The sequence below is a fragment of the Bradyrhizobium sp. AZCC 1588 genome (genome assembly GCF_036924735.1).
GTDB lineage: Bacteria > Pseudomonadota > Alphaproteobacteria > Rhizobiales > Xanthobacteraceae > Bradyrhizobium.
The window spans coordinates 4,339,673-4,361,406 of the sequence record NZ_JAZHSC010000001.1 but is presented as its reverse complement, the minus strand read 5'-3'; the positions used below and the strand labels follow the sequence as shown (position 1 = coordinate 4,361,406).

The window sequence follows — 21,734 nt, the reverse complement described above, 5'->3', positions numbered from 1 at the left end:
CAGCGCCGTCTTCGAGCCAACCAGAGCATTCATGTCCCAACAGCCGCAAAAGTCCGACGTATCAGATTATTCGAAAACCCTGTTCCTGCCGCAGACGGAATTCCCGATGCGCGCCGGTCTGCCGCAGCGCGAGCCGGAGATCCTCAAATACTGGAACGAGATCGACCTCTACGGAAAGCTGCGCGAGAGCGCGCAGGGCCGCGCCAAATTCGTGCTGCACGACGGGCCGCCCTACGCCAACGGCAACATCCATATCGGCCACGCGCTGAACAAGATCCTCAAGGACGTCGTGACCAAGAGCCAGCAGATGCTCGGCTTCGATTCCAACTACGTGCCGGGCTGGGACTGTCACGGCCTGCCGATCGAATGGAAGATCGAGGAAGAGAACTACCGCTCCAAGGGCAAGCCGAAGCCGGACTTCCGCGACTCCACCGCGATGGTGGCGTTCCGCAAGGAGTGCCGCGCCTATGCGACGCACTGGCTCAACGTACAGCGTGAGGAGTTCAAGCGGCTCGGCATCATCGGCGATTGGGACCACCCCTACGCCACCATGAGCTATCCGGCCGAAGCCCAGATCGCGCGCGAATTGATGAAGTTCGCTGCCAACGGCACGCTCTATCGCGGCTCCAAGCCCGTGATGTGGAGCGTGGTCGAGAAGACCGCTCTGGCCGAAGCCGAGGTCGAGTACGAGGACTACACCTCCGACATGGTGTGGGTGAAATTTCCGGTCACCTCGCCGGCGCATGGCGCGCTGGCCGAGGCTTCCGTCGTGATCTGGACCACGACGCCGTGGACGCTGCCCGGCAACCGCGCCGTCTCGTTCTCGCCGAAGATCGCCTACGGCCTCTACAAGGTCACCGATGCGCCTGCCGACAATTGGGCGAAGACCGGCGATCTTCTGATCCTCGCCGATGCGCTCGCAGCAGACGTATTCAAGCAGGCGCGCGTCACCGCTTATGAGAAGATGCGCGATCTGCCCGGCGACACGCTCGACGCCGTGGAATGCGCCCATCCGCTGAAGGGATTTGGCGGTGGCTACGAGTTCATGGTGCCGCTGTTGCCCGGCGACCATGTCACCGACGACACCGGTACCGGCTTCGTCCATACCGCGCCGGGCCATGGCCGCGAAGACTTCGACGTCTGGACGGCAAATGCGCGTGAGCTCGATCAACGCGGCATCAACACCGCCATCCCCTACACCGTCGACGAGAACGGTGCTTTCACCGATCACGCTCCTGGCTTCACCGGCAGGCGCGTCATCAACGACAAGGGCGAGAAGGGCGACGCCAACGATGCCGTCATCAAGGCGCTGGTCGAGGTCGGCAAGCTCCTGGCGCGCGGGCGGCTCAAGCATCAGTATCCGCATTCCTGGCGCTCGAAGAAGCCGGTGATCTTCCGCAACACGCCGCAATGGTTCATCGCGATGGATAAAGCAATCACTCCAAACAAGCTGGTTTGGGGCGGTGGTGTGAATACCCCCATGACGCTGGCCGGCGATGACACTTTGCGGAACCGGGCTCTGAAAGCTATCTCGGTGACGCAATGGGTGCCGCCCGCCGGCCAGAACCGCATCAACGGCATGATCGCGGGCCGCCCCGACTGGGTGATCTCGCGCCAGCGCGCCTGGGGCGTGCCGATCGCCGTGTTCGTGCGCGAGAGGGGCGACGGCTCGGCCGAAATCCTGCAGGACGACATCGTCAACCAGCGCATCGTCGAAGCCTTCATGGAGGAAGGCGCCGACGCCTGGTACATGGACGGCGCCCGTGAACGTTTCCTGGGCGAACGCGCCGGCGAAGACTGGAAGAAGATCGACGACATCCTGGACGTCTGGTTCGATTCCGGCTCGACGCATGCCTTCGTGCTGGAGGACCGCCAGAATTTTCCAAGCCTCGGCAACATCGTCCGCAAGGTCGATGGCGGCGAGGATACCGTGATGTATCTCGAAGGCAGCGACCAGCATCGCGGCTGGTTTCATTCCTCGCTGCTGGAAAGCTCGGGCACCCGCGGCCGCGCGCCCTATGACGTGGTGCTGACTCACGGCTTCACGCTGGACGAGAACGGCCGCAAGATGTCGAAATCGCTCGGCAACACCGTCGAGCCGCAAAAGGTGATGAAGGATTCTGGCGCGGATATCCTGCGGCTGTGGGTCTGCGCCACCGACTATGCCGACGACCAGCGCATCGGCCCCGAAATCCTCAAGAACACCATCGAGACCTATCGCAAGCTGCGCAACTCGATCCGCTGGATGCTCGGCACGTTGCATCATTTCGATCCGGCCGACGCGGTCGCCCACAGCGACATGCCCGAGCTGGAACGCCTGATGCTGCACGAACTGGCGAAACGTGCGACAACCGTGCGCCAGGCCTATGCCGAGTTCGACTACAAGACGGTGGTCGCGACGCTCGCGGCGTTCATGAACAGCGAATTGTCGGCGTTCTACTTCGACATCCGCAAGGACACCCTCTATTGCGATCCGCCGTCCTCGGTCGCGCGCAAGGCGGCGCTGACCGCGATCGACATCATCTGCGATGCGATCCTGCGATGGCTGGCGCCGGTGCTCAGCTTCACGACCGAAGAGGCGTGGCGGATGTACAAGCCGGACGCGGAAGCTTCGGTGCACCTGACGCTGTTCCCGGAAGGTTTTGACCAATTCCGCGACGAGAAGCTCGCCGCGAAGTGGGAGACCATTCGCGACGTCCGCCGTGTCGTCACCGGCGCGCTCGAAGTCGAACGCGCGGCCAAGAACATCGGCTCATCGCTCGAAGCCTCGCCGCTGGTCTATGTGTCGGACAAGAACATCTTCAACACGCTGCTCGACATCGATCTGGCCGAGGTCTGCATCACCTCGAACGCCATGGTGACCAATGACGATGCGCCGGCCAGCGCGTTCACGCTCGCCGACGTGCCCGGCGTCGCCGTCGTGGTCGAAAGGGCTGCGGGCACCAAATGCGCGCGGTCGTGGAAGATCCTGCCCACGGTTGGCGAAGACGCCGAGTATCCCGACGTCTCCCCGCGCGACGCGCAGGCCTTGCGGGAATGGAAGGCGCTTGCCGAAGGCCATAAGCCGGCCGATGCTGCCGTATCGGCTGCCAAGCCTGTCGCGTTGGTCGAGAAGCAACACGTGGAGCAAGAGCAGCAATCAAAGGAAACGCCCGGGCGAGCCAGTTCGGGAGATGTGCCGGCTGCCAGGCCAGACAAGAAGGTCAGGGCCAAGAAGACTTTGGAAAGCGCGGAGGCTGAGGGAGCCGAAAGACCGGTCAAGGCCAAGAAAGTCGCAGCGACCAAGAAGGCTGTCGAAGCCGAGAAAGCCATTGAAGCCGAAGCCGAGAAGCCCAAAGCCAAAAAGGCCAAGGCTAAGGCTAAGAAGGCCAAGAAAGCCATCGCCAAGAAAGCCAAGGCCAAGAAGGCTGCCAAATCCAAAAAAGCTGCTTCGGTAACGAAGAGGGCAAAAAAGGGAGCTAAGAAGAAGGCGGTAAAGAAGGCGGACAAGAAAAAGACTGCCAAGAAGACTGGAAGAAAGTCTGCGACCGCGTCGAAGAAGAAAAAGAAGAAGGCGAGATAAGTGTCCGGCAAGGAACGCTTCGTGACCCCTCACCTTCGCGCCGGCGCGGTTGCCGCGGTCGCGACGCTGGTGATTGACCAGGCCTCGAAGCTTTGGCTGCTCTACGTGTTCGACCTCGCCCATCGCGGCGCGGTCAGGGTCACGCCGTTCTTCGACCTGGTGCTCGCCTGGAATCTCGGGATCAGCTTTGGCTGGTTCCAGAGCGATAACCAGTTCGCCCAGCTCGCGCTGATGGCGATCAAGGCGATTGCGGTGATCGTGCTGGGGATCTGGATGGCGCGCTCCAGCACGCGTCTCGCGACGCTGGCGCTCGGCCTGATCATCGGCGGCGCGGTCGGCAACGGCATCGACCGATTCGTGCACGGCGCGGTGGTCGATTTCGCCCTGTTCCACATCGAGATCGGGGGAAAAACCTTCAATTGGTACGTGTTTAACCTTGCAGATGTGGCCATTGTTGCCGGGGTAGCGGGCCTATTGTATGACTCGTTCCTGGGGGTACCCGCCGCAAAAGCGCCCTGATCCCGGCCGATACGACCCCTGCGGTCTGGAGCCATTAGGCCCCTTAAGCCCGGCCCCCCGCGTGTTGCAGAAATTGTGAATGGGAACAGCGCGATGCGCGAGACCGAAGCCCGCTTCTGGATGATGCAGACCAGCTCGCTGACCCGGGCGCTGCGGTTCGCCGCCATCGCCCTCGGCATAGGTCTCGTGATGGCCGCTGGCCCCGTGCGCGCGGCCGACGACGAGGACGAAGACGACAAGACCTTCGAGGAAAAGATCATCGAAGGCATCATGCGCGGCCTCGGCGGCACCAACATGGAAAATCGCGGCATCGAATACCGCGAGCGCTCTCCTCTGGTCGTTCCACCCAAGCTCGATTTGCCGCCGCCGGCCGCGACCGCGGCCGACGCGAAGGCGCCGAACTGGCCAAAGGACCCCGACGAGCAGCGCCGCAAGGCGGCGATTGCGGCACGCAAGAAAGAGAACAAGGATCCGCGTGAAGCGGCCCGCATCCTGACGCCGGCCGAACTTGCGGTGGGCAAGACCGCGGCGCCCGCGCGCAAGGACAATGATCCGGTGCAGCCCGGCGCCTCGAACAACAATCCGATCCTGAGCCCGTCGCAGCTCGGCTATAGCGGCGGCTTCAGCGGCCTGTTCGGCGGCAACAAAACCGAGACGGCTCCCTTCAAAGGTGAGCCGACGCGGGAATCGCTGACCCAGCCTCCGCCCGGCTACCAGACGCCGTCGTCCAATTTTGCCTACGGCACCGGGCCGAAGGAATCGCTGAACAAGGAATACAATCCGTCCAAGGGCAAGTATGGCGATTAGTTAAGCTGATCTCTCGCCATCGTGACGATTGCCGGAACCGGGCGCGGTGTACGATGCCGCGGTTTGATCCCGGTTTTATCGGGTTACTTCTAACATTTGCGCGAATTCGTTTCGCAGGGCCAGTAGCCAGCTTTGCGGAAACAAGCGCCAGATAGGTCATGATGTCCTCACACCGTCTTGCCGTTTCTCTCGCTATAGCCCTCATCTCGACGTTTGCTTTCTCCGCCGGCAGTGCACTCGCCCAGACCACGGTCACGTCGGAACGTCCGGCCAGCTTCACCCTCGACAACGGCCTGCAAGTCGTCGTGATCCCGGATCACCGCACGCCCGTCGTCACGCAGATGATCTGGTACAAGGTCGGCTCCGCCGACGAGACGCCGGGCAAATCCGGACTGGCGCACTTCCTCGAACATCTGATGTTCAAGGGCACCGCGAAACATCCCGCCGGTGAATTTTCGCAGACCGTGCTGCGGATCGGCGGCAATGAGAACGCCTTCACGTCGCTCGACTACACCGGCTATTTCCAGCGCGTGCCGCGCGAGCAGCTGGCGAAAATGATGGAATTCGAGGCCGACCGCATGACCGGCCTCATCCTCAAGGATGAGAACGTACTTCCCGAGCGCGATGTCGTGCTCGAAGAATTCAACATGCGGGTCGCCAACAATCCGGACGCCCGGCTCACCGAGCAGATCATGGCGGCGCTGTATCTCAACCATCCCTATGGCCGTCCGGTGATCGGCTGGCGCCAGGAAATCGAGAAGCTCGACCGCGAGGATGCGCTGGCGTTCTACAAGCGCTTTTACGCACCGAACAACGCGATACTGGTGATCGCGGGCGACGTCGATGCCAAGGAAGTCCAAGCGATGGTCGAGAAGGCCTATGGCGGCATCCCGGCGCAGCCGGCCATTGCCGCGCAACGAATCCGCCCGCAGGAGCCGGTGCCGGCGGCACCGCGCACGGTGACGCTGTCCGATCCGCGCGTCGAACAGACCAGCCTGCGGCGCTATTATCTCGTCCCCTCTTCAACAACCGCTGCGGCCGGCGAAGGCCCGGCGCTCGACGTGCTCGCGCAACTGATGGGCGGCGGCTCCAACTCCTATCTCTATCGCGCACTGGTAATCGACCGTCAGCTCGCGATCAGCGCCGGCGCCGGTTACCAGGGCACCGCGCTGGATCCCTCGCAGTTCTCGATCTCGGTTTCGCCGAAGCCCGGCGTGGAATTTTCGCAGATCGAGCAGGTGATCGACGGCGTGATCGCGGAGGTCATCCAGAACCCGGCGCGCGCCGAGGATCTCGAGCGGGTCAAGACCCAGTTGATTGCGGAAGCGATCTACGCCCAGGACAACCAGGCCACGCTGGCGCGCTGGTATGGCGGCGCGCTGACCACGGGGCTTTCCATCGACGATATCAGGAGCTGGCCGGACCGGATTCGCGCCGTCACCGCCGAGCAGGTCCGTGACGCCGCGCAGAAATGGCTCGACAAGAAACGCTCGGTGACCGGCTATCTGATCAAGGATACCGCACAAAAACGCGAGGAGAAGCGCTCGTGATCCGTTTTTCGATTCCCGCGCAGCGCCTCGCATCCGCCCTGATCGCCGGCGCCGTACTGCTGTTGCTGGCGGCGAGCCCATCGCACGCCGCAGCAAAGATCCAGCGGCTGGTCTCGCCTGGCGGCATCGAGGCCTGGTTCGTGCAGGACGCCACCGTGCCGCTGATAGCGATGGAATACGCCTTCGCCGGCGGCGCCGCCCAGGATCCGGCCGGCAAGTCCGGCGTCGGCAACATGGTCGCCAGCCTGCTCGATGAAGGCTCGGGCGATCTCGATTCCAAAACCTTCCACGAGCGCCTCGAGCGCCGCGCCATCGAGCTGAGCTTTTCGTCGACCCGGGATTATTTCCGCGGCTCTCTGCGGATGCTCAAGGACAACAAGGACGAGGCTTTCGGCCTGCTCCATCTGGCGCTGACCTCGCCGCATTTCGACGCCGCCGACGTCGAGCGCATTCGCGCGCAGGTGCTCTCCGGGCTACGCCGCGACACCACCAATCCGACTTCGCTGGCGAGCCGCAAATTCCTGGAAGTCGCCTTTGGCGATCATCCCTACGGCCGACAGGCCAACGGCACGCTCGACAGCGTGCCGAAGATCGATGTCGCCGACATGAAGGATTACGTCCGCCGCATGATTGCGAAGGATAATTTGCGGATCGCCGTGGTCGGCGACGTCGATGCCGACACGCTCGGCAAGCTCCTGGACAAGACGTTCGGCGGCCTGCCGGCCAAGGCCAGCCTCACGCCGATCGCCGAGGTCGAGGCCACCAAGCCGCCGCAGCGCGCGTTCGTGCCTCTCGACGTGCCGCAGACGGTGGTGACGTTCGGCGGCCCTGGCATTCGCCGCCACGATCCGAATTTCATGGCCGCCTACGTCGTGAACCATATCCTCGGCGGCGGCAGCTTGTCGTCGCGGCTCTACAAGGAGGTGCGTGAAAAGCGCGGCCTCGCCTATTCGGTCTATGAATCCCTGCTCTGGATGGATCGCTCCGCGCTGTTCATCGGCAATACCGGCACCCGTGCCGACCGCGCCGGCGAGACGGTGGACGCGATCGAGAAGGAAATCCGCCGCATGGCCGAGGAAGGCCCGACCCAGAAGGAGCTGGACGAGGCCAAGTCGTACCTCAAGGGCTCGCAGATGCTGGCGCTCGACACCTCTTCGAAGCTGGCGCAGGCACTGCTGCAATACCAGCTCGACAAGCTGCCGATCGATTATATCGAGAAGCGCAATGCCCTCGTCGACGCGGTCACGCTGGACGACGCCAAAAAGGCGGCACAGAAGCTCTGGGGCCAGGGCCTGCTCACCGTGATCGTCGGCCGCGCCCCGCAGGCCGCCGTGCAGCCCGCTGCGGCGCCGCCGAAGGCGAACTGAGCCCAAACAAACACCGGACTCGCGGCCACCCCTCTCCCCAGCCCTCCCCCGCAAGGGGGGGGAGGGAGCGAACCGCCCGTGTGGTTGATGGTAGCCGCCGTCATTGCGAGCGACGGTGGCGCCGCATACTCGCTGTGTTCCCTCTCCCCTTGCGGGAGAGGGTTAGGGAGAGGGGTGGCCACGACGGCAGTGCTTGTGGGTGGTTTACCCTCCCCGTCCCTCCCGACGGAAAGAGCGCGGCAGAGCAACCTCAACACAAACCCGCTATTATGCCCTCGCCGATTCTCCTTTCCCCGGTGAACGCCATGCTGCGGGTTTCCCGCGATCTCACGATTGACGAAAACGACATCGAGATCGGCTTCGTCCGCGCCTCCGGCCCGGGCGGGCAGAATGTCAACAAGCTCGCGACCGCAGCGCAGCTCCGCTTCGACACGCGCAAGATCGCGCTGCCGGAGGATGCGGCCGCACGGCTGGTGCGGCTCGCCGGCCAGCGCATGACCAAGGAGGGTGTGATCGTGATCCACGCCCAGCGCTTCCGTACTCAGGAGCGCAACCGGGCCGACGCCATCGACCGTCTGCTCGAATTGGTGCGTGAGGCCCTGATCCGCCCGACGCCGCGCCGGCCGACCAAGCCGACCTTCGGATCGAAGCAGCGGCGGCTGGAAGGCAAGAAGCGGCGCAGCGACGTCAAGGCGAAACGCACGGCGCGCTTTGACGATTGAACCGCCAATCACAACGTCTCAATCGCGAACTAGATATTCTCGGATCATGATCCGCGCGCGGTGGATGCGCGCTTTGACGCTTTCGCGTGTCAGCCCAAGGACACCAGCGATCTCGTCGATCGACAACTCCTCGATATCGCGCAGCAGGATCACCTCGCGATAGTGGTCGGGCAGCGACTGGATGGCGCGGGAAAGATCGATGCGAATGTCTTCCGGCGCAAGATGTGCCAGGTGCGCCTCCGCATCGTCGGCCGGCGCCGCCGGTGCTCCAGTCGCCCGGCGCAGCAGACGAAGACAGGCGCGGCGCGCCACTGCAAACAGCCACGCCGAAAACGACGTCACCGCGCGCAACGTGCCGACCCGCCGGTACAACAGCAACAGCGTTTCCTGAACCGCGTCGTCGATATCGGCCGCACGGCAATTGCGTGCAGCATAGCGGCGGATATCGGGCTGAGCGGCTGCGATCAGCGACACCAACGCCTCGGTGTCGCCGCCGCGGGCGGCCTCGATCAGCGAGGGGCTCCAGCGCCCCGCTCGGGCCAACGCACTCATGACGAGGGAAGCCTGCGGCCAACCATGGCGCACATCGGACAAAAGCCGAAAAATCCGGTCGCGATTGCGACCGTGCCGGTGGCCGCGATCAGGTAGCCGGCCGTGGTGCCGGGCATGCTGAGCAGCCCGGGCATGCCGAAAAGCCCATAGGCGATCATCACAACGCCCCCGATCGTCCGCATCGCCCGCTCCCAGCCCGGCAAATTCTTGCGATAAAACATAACAGCTCCCTTCGATTGTGCGAAAGAACGTCAGCGCGTTCTCGTCAGATAGAGCCGCCGGGCCGAGCTTTCGGTTCGCGGATCGCCGGTCGAGGCACAAAAAAACTCCGGCCGCCGCACGGCCGGAGTTCTGTTGGAGAGCAACCCGTCGGAGGAGGCGGGTTTCCTCCAGGCACTTAGCGGCTACTTGCTGGAGGGGTCGCCGCTCCGCCCGTGGCCTTGGGCGGCGCTGCACTACCGCCCGCTCCGACGGTGCCTTTCGCGCCCGGCTTGGTGCCTGCCCTCTGGCCCGCGGCGCCCGCCGGCGCGTCTTCGTCCATGCTGCCCGACGCGCCGCCCTGCATCTGGGTGCCCTTTGCTCCGCCGCGGATCTGGGTGTCGGATGAGGCGCCTTGCGCCAGTACCGGACCGGCAAGCAGAGCCGAGATTGCAACCGCGATCGCCGAGGTTTTCACTAGCTTCATCCATTTCTCCAAGGTTTTGTCGACGACGAACAGTTCGGCTTCTTCAGGCACCGTTCACAACCCGAACATGTTCATCGCCGGATCAGTCGTTATCCGCGAACGGTGCGTTCGCCATGCAAGCCGCGCGATGTGGTGATCGTGCAGGGATTTCGAGGTCATTTTGCGAATCCTTGGCCACATGCAGACCGCATATTCGGCGCCTCCGCAGCGTCCGGAAAGTTCCGTAAAAATATTTTGAACACATGCATTTGACTCGGTAGCCGCGTAAAATCGCCATCCAGCCTCGAATCGATCCGAGACCTCATGCCCGTCCGCCAGCTCCCCGAACAGATCGTCAATCGCATCGCCGCCGGCGAAGTGGTCGAACGTCCCGCAAGCGTGGTCAAGGAACTGGTCGAAAACGCGATCGACGCCGGCGCCAGCCGCGTCGACATTTTCACCGATGGCGGCGGCAGGCGGCGGATCGGCATCACCGATGACGGCAGCGGAATGACCCACGGCGATCTCGCGCTCGCCGTCGACCGTCATGCCACCTCCAAGCTCGACGACGAGGATCTGTTACGCATTCGCACGCTGGGCTTTCGCGGCGAGGCCCTGCCCTCGATCGGCGCCGTGGCGAAGCTCGGTATCACCACGCGCCACACCAGCGAGCCTCATGCCTGGTCGCTATCGGTCGAAGGCGGTCTGAAATCGCAGATCATGCCGGCCGCGCTGTCGCAAGGCACCCGCGTCGAAGTCAGCGATCTCTTTTATGCAACGCCCGCCCGGCTGAAATTCCTCAAGACCGACCGCACCGAGGCCGAGGCGATCCGCGAAGTGGTGCGGCGCCTCGCGATGGCGCGGCCTGACATCGCCTTCACCTTGGCCGGCGAGGAACGCGCGCCGGTGACCTGGGCCGCGGCGCTGCCGGGTGCTGCGGGCCGGCTGACGCGGCTCGGCGACATCTTAGGTCACGATTTCCGCTCTTGCGCCATCGAAGTGCGCTCCGAGCGCGAAGGCGTCGTGGTCGAGGGCTTTGCCGCCGCCCCCTCGCTGACCCGCGCCAATGCGCTCGGGCAATATCTGTTCGTCAACGGCCGCCCGGTCCGCGACAAGCTCATCCTCGGCGCGGTGCGCGCAGCCTATTCCGACTATCTGCCGCGTGACCGTCATCCTGTTGTCGCGCTGTTCGTGACGCTGGCGCCGCAGGAGGTCGACGCCAACGTGCATCCGGCCAAGACCGAGGTGCGGTTTCGTAACGCCGGGCTCGTTCGCGCGCTGATCGTGCATGCGCTCAAGGACGGCCTCGCCCGCGAGGGCAGGCGCACCGCCGCCAATACCGACGGCGCGGCGCTGTCGGCGTTCCGCCCCTCCTTTGCGCCGCGCCCGACCAACTGGGACTGGCGGAGTTCGCCGGCCTATCCGGTCCGGCCTTCGTTCGAAGGCGTGGCGGCAACGGCGCTCGCCGAAGCCGGGCAAGCCGCGTTCGATGTCGGCGCGCCAACCGCCGACGTGCGCTTCGAGGCGCAGCCCTCCGCCGACCTGCTCGACCGTCCGCTCGGCGCGGCGCGGACGCAAATCCACGAGACCTATATCGTCTCGCAAACCCGCGACGGCTTGATCGTCGTGGATCAGCACGCCGCCCATGAGCGCATTGTCTACGAGAGGCTGAAGGCGTCGCTGGCGAAGAACGGCGTGCAGCGGCAGATTCTTCTGATCCCCGAGATCGTCGAACTCGATGAGGCTACCGTCGAGAAGCTGCTGGCGCGCGCCGAGGAACTCGCCTCCTTCGGACTTGCGATCGAATCTTTCGGCCCCGGCGCGGTGGCGGTGCGTGAGACGCCGTCGCTGCTCGGCAAGGCGAATGCCGCAGGGTTGCTGCGCGATCTCGCCGAGCACATGGCCGAATGGGACGAGGCACTGCCGCTGGAGCGCCGCCTGATGCATGTCGCGGCCACCATGGCCTGTCACGGCTCGGTCCGCGCCGGGAGACGCCTCAAGCCGGAAGAAATGAATGCGCTTCTGCGCGAGATGGAAGACACGCCGAATTCCGGCCAGTGTAACCACGGCCGCCCGACCTACGTGGAATTGAAGCTGAGCGACATCGAGAAGCTGTTCGGGCGGCGGTGAGGAAGTAGGGTGGGCAAAGCGAAGCGTGCCCACCATCACGAGCGGAGTGTGCGATGGTGGGCACGGCGCAAGCGCGCCTTTGCCCACCCTACGAGTTCGAGTTCTTTAGAAACACGAACTCCGTATCATCATACGTGCGCCGCTCCAGCTCCTCGAATCCATTGGGCACCGCGAACGCCGCAGCCTTCGCCTCCTCCACAACAAGCAGCGCACCGGGCGTCAGCCAGCCGCCATCGCGCAGCGAGACCAGCGCCTTCTCCGCGAGACTCTTGCCATAGGGCGGATCGAGGAACACCAGCGAGAACGGCTCGACCGGATGCGCCGGGCCGAGATTGGTGGCGTCGCGGCGATAGACTTTTGTCACGCCGCCGAGCCCCAGCGCCTCGACATTGTTGCGCAACAACGCGCGCGCTTCGGCGCCGTTGTCGACGAACAGCGTGAAGCTGGCTCCGCGCGACACCGCTTCGATGCCGAGCGCACCGGTACCAGCGAACAGGTCGAGCACGCGTGCGCCTTCGATCGGGCTGTCGTAAGCGTGGATCAGGATGTTGAACACGGACTCGCGCAAGCGATCCGCCGTCGGGCGAATGTCCCGCGACGAGGGCGAGGTGATATTACGGCCCTTCAATCGTCCGCCGACGACACGCATAGCCCAACTACTCGTCCCGCGGCTTCAGATCGCGCTTGCCGTGATAGCCCCGCTTCGGGCGGCGCGGCGGGCCGTAGCCATTGGCCTCATCCTCGTTGCGCGCGCGGGCTTCCTCGCTGCCGGTACGCTGCACCAGCACGCGGCGGCCCTTGCGATCGGCGATCAGCGCGCTCTTGCCCGCCGGCTTGAACGGCTTCTTGCTGCGCGGCACATCGTCTTCCTCATCGGATTTCTCGCCCGGCATCGGACGGTTGAAATCCGCGCCCGCGAGGGCAGCGATCTTCTCGCCGAGCTGCTCGCGCAGCACACGGGTCTTGACCTCCTCGACCTGGCCCTCGGCCAGTTCGCCGAGCTGGAACGGCCCGTAGGAGACGCGGATCAGCCGGTTCACCTCGAGGCCGAGATGCGCCATGACGTTGCGGACCTCGCGGTTCTTGCCTTCGCGGATCGCGAACACCAGCCAGACGTTGGCGCCCTGGTCGCGCTCCAGCGTCGCGTCGATCGAGCCGTATTTGACGCCGTCGACCTCGACGCCCTTTTTCAGCTCATCGAGCTGCGCCTGCGTGACCTCGCCGTGGGCGCGCACGCGATAGCGCCTGAGCCAACCGGTGTCGGGCAGCTCGAGCGCGCGTGCCAGGCCACCGTCATTGGTCAGCAGCAGCAGCCCCTCGGTGTTGAAATCGAGCCGGCCGACCGAGATCAGCCGCGGCAGGCCTTCGGGCAGATTGTCGAACACGGTCGGCCGCCCTTCGGGATCGGCATGCGTGGTCATCAGCCCGCGCGGCTTGTGATACATGAACAGTCGCGTGCGCTCGCGCGGCGGCAACACCTTGCCGTCGACGGCGATCACGTCATTGGCGGTGACGTCGAGCGCCGGCGAATTGATGACGCGGCCGTTGACGGTGACGCGGCCCTGCGTGATCCATTCCTCGGCATCGCGGCGCGAGGCAAGGCCCGCTCGGGCGACCACCTTGGCGATGCGCTCTCCGGCCTTCTTCGGCTTCGGCTCCGCGCGCGGCGCGCGCTTGTCGAAATCGGTCGGGCGCTCGCGATACGCGCCACGGCCCCCGAACGCCGGGCGTTTGGCAAAGATCCTGCTGTCGTCTTCATTGTCGCGGCGCGGACGGTCGTCGCGCGATTCGCTGCGCGGATGCTCCTGCCAGTCAGTGCGGCCTTCCGGCCTGTGGCGGGGACGGTCAAACTTCGGGCGATCCTCGCGCGAACGCGAAAACCGCGGACGCTCGTCGCCACCGCGATCATCGCGCGACCGATCAAAGCGCGGCTTGTCGAAGCTGCGCCCGCCTTCACGTGAAGGACGAGCGTCACGCCCTCCCCGATCATCGCGCTTCTGCCAGGGCTTCTCGTCACCCCGCTCGGGACGATCGCCAAAATCCTTGCGTGGACCGCGCGAAAATCGCTTCTCGCCATCGCGCGGCGGACGATCACCATAGGGCCGATCGCCACGCGGACGGTCGCTATCCTTCCGGAAACCTTCTCCGCGTGGCGTGTAAGGCCGCTTGTCGCCGAATTTCCTATCCTGAAAACGCCCGGCCGCACGGCCCTCTTCGCGGCCACCGGAGTCGCGCTTGCGATCCCGACGCGCGGGACGGTCGTCGCGATCATAGCTCGGCCGTTCGCCGCGCGGCTTGAACGAACGCTTGTCGCCATCGCGATCGTCCCGCGCGCGAAAATCCTTGCGCGGACCCCGCTCGGGGCGATCACCGCCGGAACGATCCTCCCGGTCAAATCTTGCCCGAGGCCGATCGCCAAAATCCCGGCGCGGCGGCCGATCATCGTCCCGGCGGAACGAAGCACCTTCCCGCTTGCCGGCGTAAGGCTTCTTGCCGAACGATTTTGCCCCCTCGGATTTCGCGGCATAGGGACGCCGCTCACCGCCGCGCTCGTCGCCATCCCTGGCGCCAAAGCCGCGCTTGGCAAACTTCTTCTCAGGCCCCCTCGCCGCTCCCGAGCGACCCTTGCCACCGCCGGCACGGCCCTTGCCGCCACCGGGACGGTCCCGCCGGCCGCGGGAATCGTTGTTTTTGTCGTTATCGCGGGGCATGAATGTTCTCTTGGGTCCGAATAAAATGGCCATCAGGCGGATCAGGATGGGCTGTCAAAGCGATAACGCGCGCGCACTTCGCTCAAGGCGCATTCTCACGCAAAACCGGCATCCACGTTTGCTGAAGGCGGCCCTCATAGCAGGTTTATTCCAATGATACGAGGCATGACTGCTCCTTCTTTCATGGATTTGGCGCTGAAAACGGCCGAAAACGCCGGAAAAGCCGGCGAAGTTCCGATCGGCTGCGTGATCGTGAGGGATTACGAGGTGATCGCCACCGCCGGCAACCGGACGCTGACTGACCGCGACCCGACCGCGCACGCCGAAATCCTAGCGATCCGGCAGGCGGCCGAGGCCATCGGCACCGAACGGCTGGTCGATTGCGACCTCTACGTCACGCTGGAGCCCTGCACGATGTGCGCCGGCGCGATCTCGTTTGCGCGGATCCGGCGGCTCTATTACGGCGCCGCCGATCCCAAGGGCGGCGCGGTGGATTCGGGCGTGCGGTTCTTTGCCCAGCCGACCTGCCATCACGTGCCGGAGGTTTATTCGGCGGTCGGCGAGAGCAAGGCCGCGGCGCTGTTGCGGGATTTTTTCAGGGAGCGGCGGTAAGTACAATCCCGCCATTCACCACCGTCGTCATCATCCGCGAAAGCGGATGATCCAGTATTCCAGAGACGATAGTGATTGACCGCGAGGCCGCGGCGTACTGGATACCCGCCGGAGCCTGTCATCGGGCGCGCATTCGCGCGACCCGTTGGCGGGTATGACGAGCTACTTGTGCGGCGTGATCTCCGCCTCACGCCGCCGTAAAAAACTCCCGCAGCAATTTCGCGGTCACGTCCGGATTCTCCTCCGTCAAAAAATGCCCGGAATCCACGGGCGCCCCCTCCACATTCGTCGCCCATTTCTTCCACGCATCGAGCGGCGTCGTTGCAGCAGGCGCGACGCCGGCATCGCCCCACAGCGCCAGCATTGGAATCGTGATCTTCTTTCCGGCCTCGAAATCGGCCTTGTCGATTTCATAGTCGGCATAGGCACCGGCGCGGTAGTCCTCGCACATCGCATGCACGCGGGCGGGATCGCGGAATGGCGCGAGATAATGTTCCAGCGCGCGTGGATCGATCGCGTCGAGCGTCTTCGATTTAGTCTGGCTCGCCATCTTGTACTTGAGGAAAAATTCTCCATTGTTGGCGATCAGCGTTTCCGGCAGCGGATAGGGCTGCGCCAGAAACGCCCAGTGGTAGATCTTCAGCGCCGAAAGCCGGTTCAACTTCTCCCAATAGTCATAGGTCGGCGCGATATCGAGCACCGCGAGCTTCGACAGCCGGCCGAGATGATCGAGCGCCAGCCGGTATGACACGCGACCGCCGCGGTCGTGACCGGCGAGCGCGAAATGCACATGGCCGAGTTGCTCCATCGCCTCCACCATCACTTTCGCCATCGCGCGCTTGGTGTAGGACGTATGGTTGTCATCGCTGCGGGGCATGTCCGACCAGCCATAGCCCGGCAGGTCAGCGATGATCAACGTGAACCGGTCCGCCAGTTGCGGCGCGACTTGGTGCCACATCACATGCGTCGACGAAAAACCATGCAGCAGCAATAGCGGCGGGCCGTTGCCGCCAACACGGGCAAAGATGCGGCCCGACGAGGTGTTGATCCATTCGGCCGCGTATCCGGGAAACAGATCGGCAAGATCGGGCATGGGCACTCCTCCATGGGCTGCACTGGATACCCCGCCTTCGCGGGGTATGACAGCACTTGCTTCAAACTTTGTTTGCCGTTGCCGCTGGCAGACCGCAGGTTTATGCCATCCCTCAAGTCCGACCAACAACAACAAGACGCGAGGAAACCAGCGATGTCGATCGATTTCGAAATTCCGGCCGAAGCCAAGGCGATCCGCGAGAAGGTCCGCAAATGGGTGCAGGAGGAATGCATCCCCGCGGAGAAGGAACTCGATACCAAGCCGCTCGCCGAAGTGCTCGGCCCCCTCCGCGCCAAGGCCCGCGCACGCGGCCTGTGGTGCCCATGGGTGCCGAAGGAATATGGCGGCATGGGGCTGGGCCCGCTCGCCAACGCGCTGGTGCAGATGGAGCTCGGCGAGAGCATGCTGGGCGCGCTGTCGATGAACACGCAGGGTCCCGACGACGCCTCGATGATGACGATCCTGGCCCACGGCACGGAATATCAGAAGGAGAAGTTCCTTAAACCCCTGCTCAACGGCGACAAGCGCATCTGCTTCTCGATGACTGAGAAGGCTGCCGGCGCCGACGCCACCGGCATGCAGACCACGGCGGTGAAGGACGGCAACGAGAACTACGTCCTGAACGGCGAGAAGTGGTTTTCCTCCTCCGCCAGCGTGGCCGACATGGCGCTGGTGATGGCCAAGACCGATCCGAACGCGCCACGGCACAAGCAGTATTCGACCTTCATCGTGGAGTTGCCGAACCCCGGCTACAAGATCAAGCGCAACGTCGCCAACATGGCGATCGAAGGGCCGCACGACGATATCCTGCACGGCGGCCACTCCGAAATCGAGATCAAGGATTTGAAGGTACCGGCCGACAATCTGCTCGGCGGCGAAGGCAATGGTTTTGCCATGGGCCAGCACCGCCTCGCCTATGGACGCCTTCGCCACGGCATGCACAACGTCGCCAAGGCGCAACGCGCGCTCGACATGGCGGTCGCCCACGTCACCAAGCGCTCGACCTTCGGCAAATTGCTCGCCGACCGCCAGGCGGTGCAGTTCATGCTCGCTGACTGCGCCAGCGAACTCTATATCGGCCGCCTGATGCTGCTGCACATCGCCTACAAGGCGGAGAAGGGTCTCGATATCAGGCAGGAGAACTCGATCGCAAAGATCTTCCATGCGCACATGGTGCACAAGGTGATCGACACCGCGATCCAGCTCCATGGCGCACTCGGCTTCAGCCAGGATACGCCGCTGGCGAAATGGTACACCCAGGTGCGCTCGCAGCGGCTGGTCGACGGTCCGGACGAAGTACACAAGTGGAAGATCGGCAAGAACGTCATCAAGGCGTTCCGCGAGCACGGCACCACAGCGAGTGCCGCGGGCGGGGATTTGCTATAGGTCTGGCCGTCATTGCGAGCGAAGCGAAGCAATCCACATCTCCGCACGGGGATAGATGGATTGCTTCGTCGCTTCGCTCCTCGCAATGACGGTGGAGCGGTTAGCGCCCGCCCTTCTCCGCCTCCACCGCCTGCCAGGCGATGTCGCGGCGGCAAAAACCATCCGGCCATTGGATGCGATCGACAGCCTGATAGGCACGCTCTCTCGCCTCCGTGACGGTCTTCCCCATCGCGCAGACGTTCAGCACGCGGCCGCCATTGGTGACAATGCCGCCGTCCTTCGCCGCCGTGCCGGCGTGAAATATCTCGACGCCCTCGATTCCGGCCGCGTCATCAAGGCCCTCAATCCGCGTGCCCTTCTTGTAGTCGCCGGGATAACCCTTCGCCGCCATCACCACGGTCAGCGCCGGATCGGGAAACCAGCGCAGGTCGAAATGCTTCAGTTCTCCGTCGCAGGACGCCAGAAACGCCGGCACGATGTCGGACATCATTCGCAGCATCAGCACCTGGCATTCGGGGTCGCCAAAGCGGACATTGAATTCGAACAGCTTTGGCCCCTGCTCCGTCAGCATGACGCCGGCATAGAGCACGCCGCGGAACGGTGTGCCGCGGCTCTTCATCCCGGCAACCGTCGGCAGGATGATCCGCGCCATGATCTGATCGTGAATTTCAGCCGTCACGAACGGCGTCGGCGAATAGGCGCCCATGCCGCCGGTGTTCGGTCCCTCGTCATGATCGAACACGCGCTTGTGGTCCTGCGCCGAGGCCAGCGGGATCGCGGTGTCGCCGTCGCATAGCGCAAAGAAGCTGATCTCGCGGCCAGCGAGGAATTCCTCGATCACGACTTCCGCTCCCGCCGCGCCGAACGCGCCGTCGAACATCATGGCGATGGCAGCTTCCGCTTCGGCCAACGTTTTGGCCACCACGACGCCTTTGCCGGCGGCCAACCCGTCGGCCTTGACCACGATCGGCGCGCCCTGCGTGCGCACATAGGCCAGCGCATCATCGGCGGTAGTGAAGCGGCCATAGGCGCCGGTCGGAATATCGAATTCGCGGCACAGGTCCTTCGTAAATCCCTTGGAGCCCTCGAGTTGCGCCGCCTGCTTGCTCGGACCGAACGCCTTGATGCCGGCTTTCGCGAGATCATCGACAATCCCGGCGGCAAGCGGCGTTTCCGGGCCGACCACGACGAGATCGACGGCGTTGCTTTTGCAGAACTCGATCACCGCGCCATGATTCGCAACGTCGAGCGCGACGCATTCAGCTTCGCGCGCGATGCCGGCATTGCCCGGCGCACACCACAATTTGGTCAGCAGCGGGGAAGCGGCAATCTTCCACGCCAGAGCGTGTTCGCGGCCGCCGGAACCGAGCAGGAGAATGTTCATTCGGAGTGCAGCCAAGTGGAGGGGTTGCCGGCCATTGCGCGACGGTTTAGCACGGCAGGAGCCCGCTGCAACAACGTGTCCATTCCCGTGTGGATATGTGCTCTGGCTCCCCCAACATGCCATCGGCACCTTGCGGAAGCGCCGGAAAAGGCCGATTCTACGCCCTGATATGCCAGCAGATAACCTGATCAACGCGCCCGAATTTACCGTCTCGGAACTGTCCTCCGCCCTGAAGCGGACGGTCGAGGACCGCTTTGGCCATGTCCGCGTGCGCGGCGAAATCTCTGGTTTCCGCGGGCCGCACTCCTCGGGCCATTGCTATTTCGCGCTGAAGGACGAGAGCGCCAAGATCGAGGCGGTGATCTGGAAGTTCGCCCACGCCCGGATGCGGTTCAAGCCGCAGGAGGGGCTCGAAGTCATCGCCACCGGCAAGCTCACGACTTATCCAAACTCCTCGAAATACCAGATCGTCATCGACTCGCTGGAGCCTGCCGGCATCGGCGCGCTGATGGCGCTGATGGAGGAGCGCAAGCGGAAGCTGGCCGCCGAGGGCCTGTTCGACGAGGCGCGCAAGCAGTTGCTGCCGTGGCTGCCGGAAGTGATCGGGGTCGTCACCTCGCCGACGGGCGCGGTCATCAGAGACATCCTGCATCGGCTGGAGGACCGCTTTCCCCGCCGCGTACTGGTGTGGCCGGTGAAGGTGCAGGGCGAAGGCTCCGCCGAGCAGGTTGCGGCGGCCATCCGCGGTTTCAATGCGCTACCCGAAGCGGGACGAATCCCGCGGCCCGATCTCCTGATCGTCGCGCGCGGCGGCGGCTCGCTGGAGGATCTGTGGTCGTTCAACGAGGAGATCGTGGTTCGCGCGGCCGCCGACAGCATTATTCCGCTGATCTCGGCCGTCGGCCACGAGACCGACATCACGCTGATCGATTTCGCCGCTGACAAGCGGGCGCCGACGCCGACGGCGGCGGCAGAAATGGCCGTTCCCGTGCGCAGCGAATTGTTTGCCGAGGTGGAAAGCCTGGCGCGACGCACGATGGTGTGCTGGCAGCGCGGTCAGGAGAGCCGCCGCAACGAATTGCGCGCCGCCGCCCGCGCGCTGCCGAGCTTGAGCGAACTGCTCGCGATCCCCAGGCAGCGGCTGGATCACCTCGGCGCCGCCCTACCCCGCGCATTGAAGGCCAATACGCACGCCCATCACCGCCGCTTTTCGCATCTCAGCGCCGGCCTGACGCTGAAGGTGTTGCGCGGACAGGTCGCGCAGGCCAGCCATCGTCTCACGGTGTCGGGCGAACGCATCAGGCTGTCCGCCCACGCCCTGCTGCGCAACCGGCGCGAACGTTTTGCCGGCTTGGAGATCAGGCTCAAGGCTTCAAAACTCTCCAACGCCCAGGCGCAGCGCAATGCCATTGCGCGCGAACGCGAACGTACGCAACGGCTGGCCGATCGCGCCCGCCGTGCGCTCGCGATCGCGATGCAGCGGCTCGACGCGCGGGTCGCCCACAGCGGGCAATTATTGTCGGCGCTGTCCTATCGCGGCGTGCTCGCGCGCGGCTTTGCCCTGGTGCGCGACGAGCACGGCCACGCCGTCCATGCCGCCGCCGCGGTCGGGCCGAGCGCGCGTCTCTCTGTCGAATTCGCCGACGGCCACGTTGGCGCCACCGCGGATGCGGACCGGCCGGCCGCGACGACTGCCCCCGCGAGCCCTGCCAGACCGGCTCCGCGCGAGACCAAGCCCGCCGCGCCGAAGCGCGTGCCAAAGCCGGTCGATCAGGGAAGCCTGTTCTAGTTTAGCGCGCCAGCCACTCCGCGACGCGCGCTTGCGCATCCTTTCGCGCATCCGCGTCGGTGCCGATATGGCCGTGTTCGGGCAATGCCGCGTCAGCCCCCGCGATCGCCCGCAGCGGAAGGTTGGCGCGGTCGAAATCGTGAGCCGCCCCGGGATAGACCACGATTCGCGCCAGCGCGCTGCGGCCGCGGGCACCCTCCACCATCTGACGGCAGGCCGACGGTGAACTGACGTCGTCCTTCGCGCCAATCAACAGCAGCGTCGGCACCCGCGCGCTCCAGCCGAGGCCGGAGGAGATCCGGCAGTCCGGATAGAACGCGATGGCGGAGCGGAAATCCGGTCCAGTCCCGCGCGACGATGATTGCGGGCGTACCGCCCACAGCACCGCGCTGGCGCCGTTGGCCCATCCGATCAGGCTAATGCGGTCACGCGCGACCCAGGGCTGCTGCAACAGCCATTGCCGCGACGCGTTGACATCGGCCACCCGCTCGCGGCGGGCAAGCACGCGGCGCTCCTTGACGCGGCATTGCGGGTCGAGCTCGCGCGAACCGTGACTGTCCGGCAACAGCACAGCATGGCCGGACTTCAGGAGTTGTTCCGCCCAGTCACGGTAGCGCGGCAGCACCGGCTCGGATTGCCCGCTCAGTCCGCCGCAGCCATGCAGCGCGATTACCGTGGGAAATGGGCCGTCACCATCAGGCTTATAGAGCTGCGCGTGCAGGGTCAGTCCGGTCGCCGGGATATCGACCTGGCGCGGGGCCGGCAACGGCGCCGCGCCGGCGGTGGAGGCCGCAGCAAGGAGCGTCAGGAATAGCGTTGCTGACAACAGGCGCATCGGTCTCTGTCGGGTCGGTGTGACGCTGCGGGCACGATGAAACTCACGCTA

General features: G+C 64.7%; 17 protein-coding genes and 1 pseudogene. 10 read left to right on the top strand and 8 right to left on the bottom strand.

The window, feature by feature from the left end; translation table 11 throughout:
• Window positions 1-31: 31 nt before the first annotated feature.
• The 6 genes and pseudogenes from ileS to arfB all read left to right on the top strand — a co-directional run.
• Window positions 32-3,049, top strand: a pseudogene (gene ileS / locus V1277_RS20425) (isoleucine--tRNA ligase); the annotation flags it as partial.
• A gap of 534 nt (window positions 3,050-3,583) precedes the next feature.
• Entirely contained in the window at window positions 3,584-4,081 is a 498-nt protein-coding gene (lspA, locus tag V1277_RS20420; protein WP_334420419.1) for a signal peptidase II, read from the top strand.
• Window positions 4,082-4,174: 93 nt separating this feature from the next.
• A complete protein-coding gene (locus tag V1277_RS20415) occupies window positions 4,175-4,888 on the top strand; it encodes a hypothetical protein (protein ID WP_334417836.1) in 714 nt (237 codons plus the stop codon).
• Window positions 4,889-5,046: 158 nt separating this feature from the next.
• On the top strand, window positions 5,047-6,438 hold the full coding sequence (locus tag V1277_RS20410) for a M16 family metallopeptidase (RefSeq protein WP_442894504.1): 1,392 nt from the start codon (window positions 5,047-5,049) through the stop codon (window positions 6,436-6,438).
• On the top strand, window positions 6,360-7,805 hold the full coding sequence (locus V1277_RS20405) for a M16 family metallopeptidase (RefSeq protein WP_334417835.1): 1,446 nt from the start codon (window positions 6,360-6,362) through the stop codon (window positions 7,803-7,805). Before V1277_RS20410 ends, V1277_RS20405 begins: the two co-directional genes overlap by 79 nt.
• A gap of 305 nt (window positions 7,806-8,110) precedes the next feature.
• Window positions 8,111-8,527: an alternative ribosome rescue aminoacyl-tRNA hydrolase ArfB gene (gene arfB, locus V1277_RS20400; protein ID WP_334370203.1), complete on the top strand. Its 417-nt coding sequence runs from the start codon at window positions 8,111-8,113 to the stop codon at window positions 8,525-8,527.
• Window positions 8,528-8,545: 18 nt separating this feature from the next.
• On the opposite strand, the gene V1277_RS20395 is transcribed toward arfB, so the two are convergent.
• The 3 genes from V1277_RS20395 to V1277_RS20385 form a co-directional block, all read right to left on the bottom strand.
• Window positions 8,546-9,079, bottom strand: coding sequence for an RNA polymerase sigma factor (locus tag V1277_RS20395; RefSeq protein WP_334417834.1), 534 nt, complete (start codon window positions 9,077-9,079; stop codon window positions 8,546-8,548).
• Complete coding sequence (locus V1277_RS20390) at window positions 9,076-9,300, bottom strand: YgaP family membrane protein (protein ID WP_334417833.1); 225 nt, start codon at window positions 9,298-9,300, stop codon at window positions 9,076-9,078. Before V1277_RS20390 ends, V1277_RS20395 begins: the two co-directional genes overlap by 4 nt.
• Window positions 9,301-9,476: 176 nt before the next feature.
• Window positions 9,477-9,764: a hypothetical protein gene (locus tag V1277_RS20385; protein WP_028350708.1), complete on the bottom strand. Its 288-nt coding sequence runs from the start codon at window positions 9,762-9,764 to the stop codon at window positions 9,477-9,479.
• Window positions 9,765-10,067: 303 nt separating this feature from the next.
• Between V1277_RS20385 and mutL the strand changes: the two genes are divergently transcribed.
• Window positions 10,068-11,873: a DNA mismatch repair endonuclease MutL gene (gene mutL / locus V1277_RS20380; RefSeq protein WP_334417832.1), complete on the top strand. Its 1,806-nt coding sequence runs from the start codon at window positions 10,068-10,070 to the stop codon at window positions 11,871-11,873.
• Window positions 11,874-11,961: 88 nt separating this feature from the next.
• On the opposite strand, the gene rsmD is transcribed toward mutL, so the two are convergent.
• Window positions 11,962-12,522, bottom strand: coding sequence for a 16S rRNA (guanine(966)-N(2))-methyltransferase RsmD (rsmD, locus tag V1277_RS20375; protein ID WP_334417831.1), 561 nt, complete (start codon window positions 12,520-12,522; stop codon window positions 11,962-11,964).
• Between the two features lie 7 nt (window positions 12,523-12,529).
• Window positions 12,530-14,584 carry a pseudouridine synthase gene (locus V1277_RS20370; RefSeq protein ID WP_334417830.1) on the bottom strand — a complete coding sequence of 685 codons (2,055 nt, stop codon included), beginning with the start codon at window positions 14,582-14,584 and terminating at the stop codon, window positions 12,530-12,532.
• Between the two features lie 165 nt (window positions 14,585-14,749).
• Here V1277_RS20370 and V1277_RS20365 point away from each other — a divergent pair, with 165 nt between their 5' ends.
• Complete coding sequence (locus V1277_RS20365; protein WP_334370209.1) at window positions 14,750-15,196, top strand: nucleoside deaminase; 447 nt, start codon at window positions 14,750-14,752, stop codon at window positions 15,194-15,196.
• Window positions 15,197-15,383: 187 nt separating this feature from the next.
• Here V1277_RS20365 and V1277_RS20360 read toward each other — a convergent pair whose 3' ends face one another.
• Window positions 15,384-16,289, bottom strand: a complete 906-nt coding sequence (locus tag V1277_RS20360) for an alpha/beta fold hydrolase (RefSeq protein ID WP_334417829.1) — start codon at window positions 16,287-16,289, stop codon at window positions 15,384-15,386.
• A gap of 153 nt (window positions 16,290-16,442) precedes the next feature.
• Here V1277_RS20360 and V1277_RS20355 point away from each other — a divergent pair, with 153 nt between their 5' ends.
• The gene (locus V1277_RS20355; protein ID WP_334417828.1) at window positions 16,443-17,675 is read left to right on the top strand and encodes an acyl-CoA dehydrogenase family protein; all 1,233 of its coding nucleotides are present in this window, start codon (window positions 16,443-16,445) and stop codon (window positions 17,673-17,675) included.
• 100 nt (window positions 17,676-17,775) lie between these two features.
• On the opposite strand, the gene purD is transcribed toward V1277_RS20355, so the two are convergent.
• Window positions 17,776-19,059: a phosphoribosylamine--glycine ligase gene (gene purD, locus V1277_RS20350; RefSeq protein ID WP_334417827.1), complete on the bottom strand. Its 1,284-nt coding sequence runs from the start codon at window positions 19,057-19,059 to the stop codon at window positions 17,776-17,778.
• A 169-nt stretch (window positions 19,060-19,228) separates the two neighbouring features.
• Between purD and xseA the strand changes: the two genes are divergently transcribed.
• Window positions 19,229-20,848, top strand: a complete 1,620-nt coding sequence (gene xseA, locus V1277_RS20345; RefSeq protein WP_334417826.1) for an exodeoxyribonuclease VII large subunit — start codon at window positions 19,229-19,231, stop codon at window positions 20,846-20,848.
• 1 nt (window position 20,849) lies between these two features.
• Here xseA and V1277_RS20340 read toward each other — a convergent pair whose 3' ends face one another.
• Complete coding sequence (locus V1277_RS20340) at window positions 20,850-21,683, bottom strand: dienelactone hydrolase family protein (protein WP_334417825.1); 834 nt, start codon at window positions 21,681-21,683, stop codon at window positions 20,850-20,852.
• Between the last annotated feature and the right edge of the window lie 51 nt (window positions 21,684-21,734).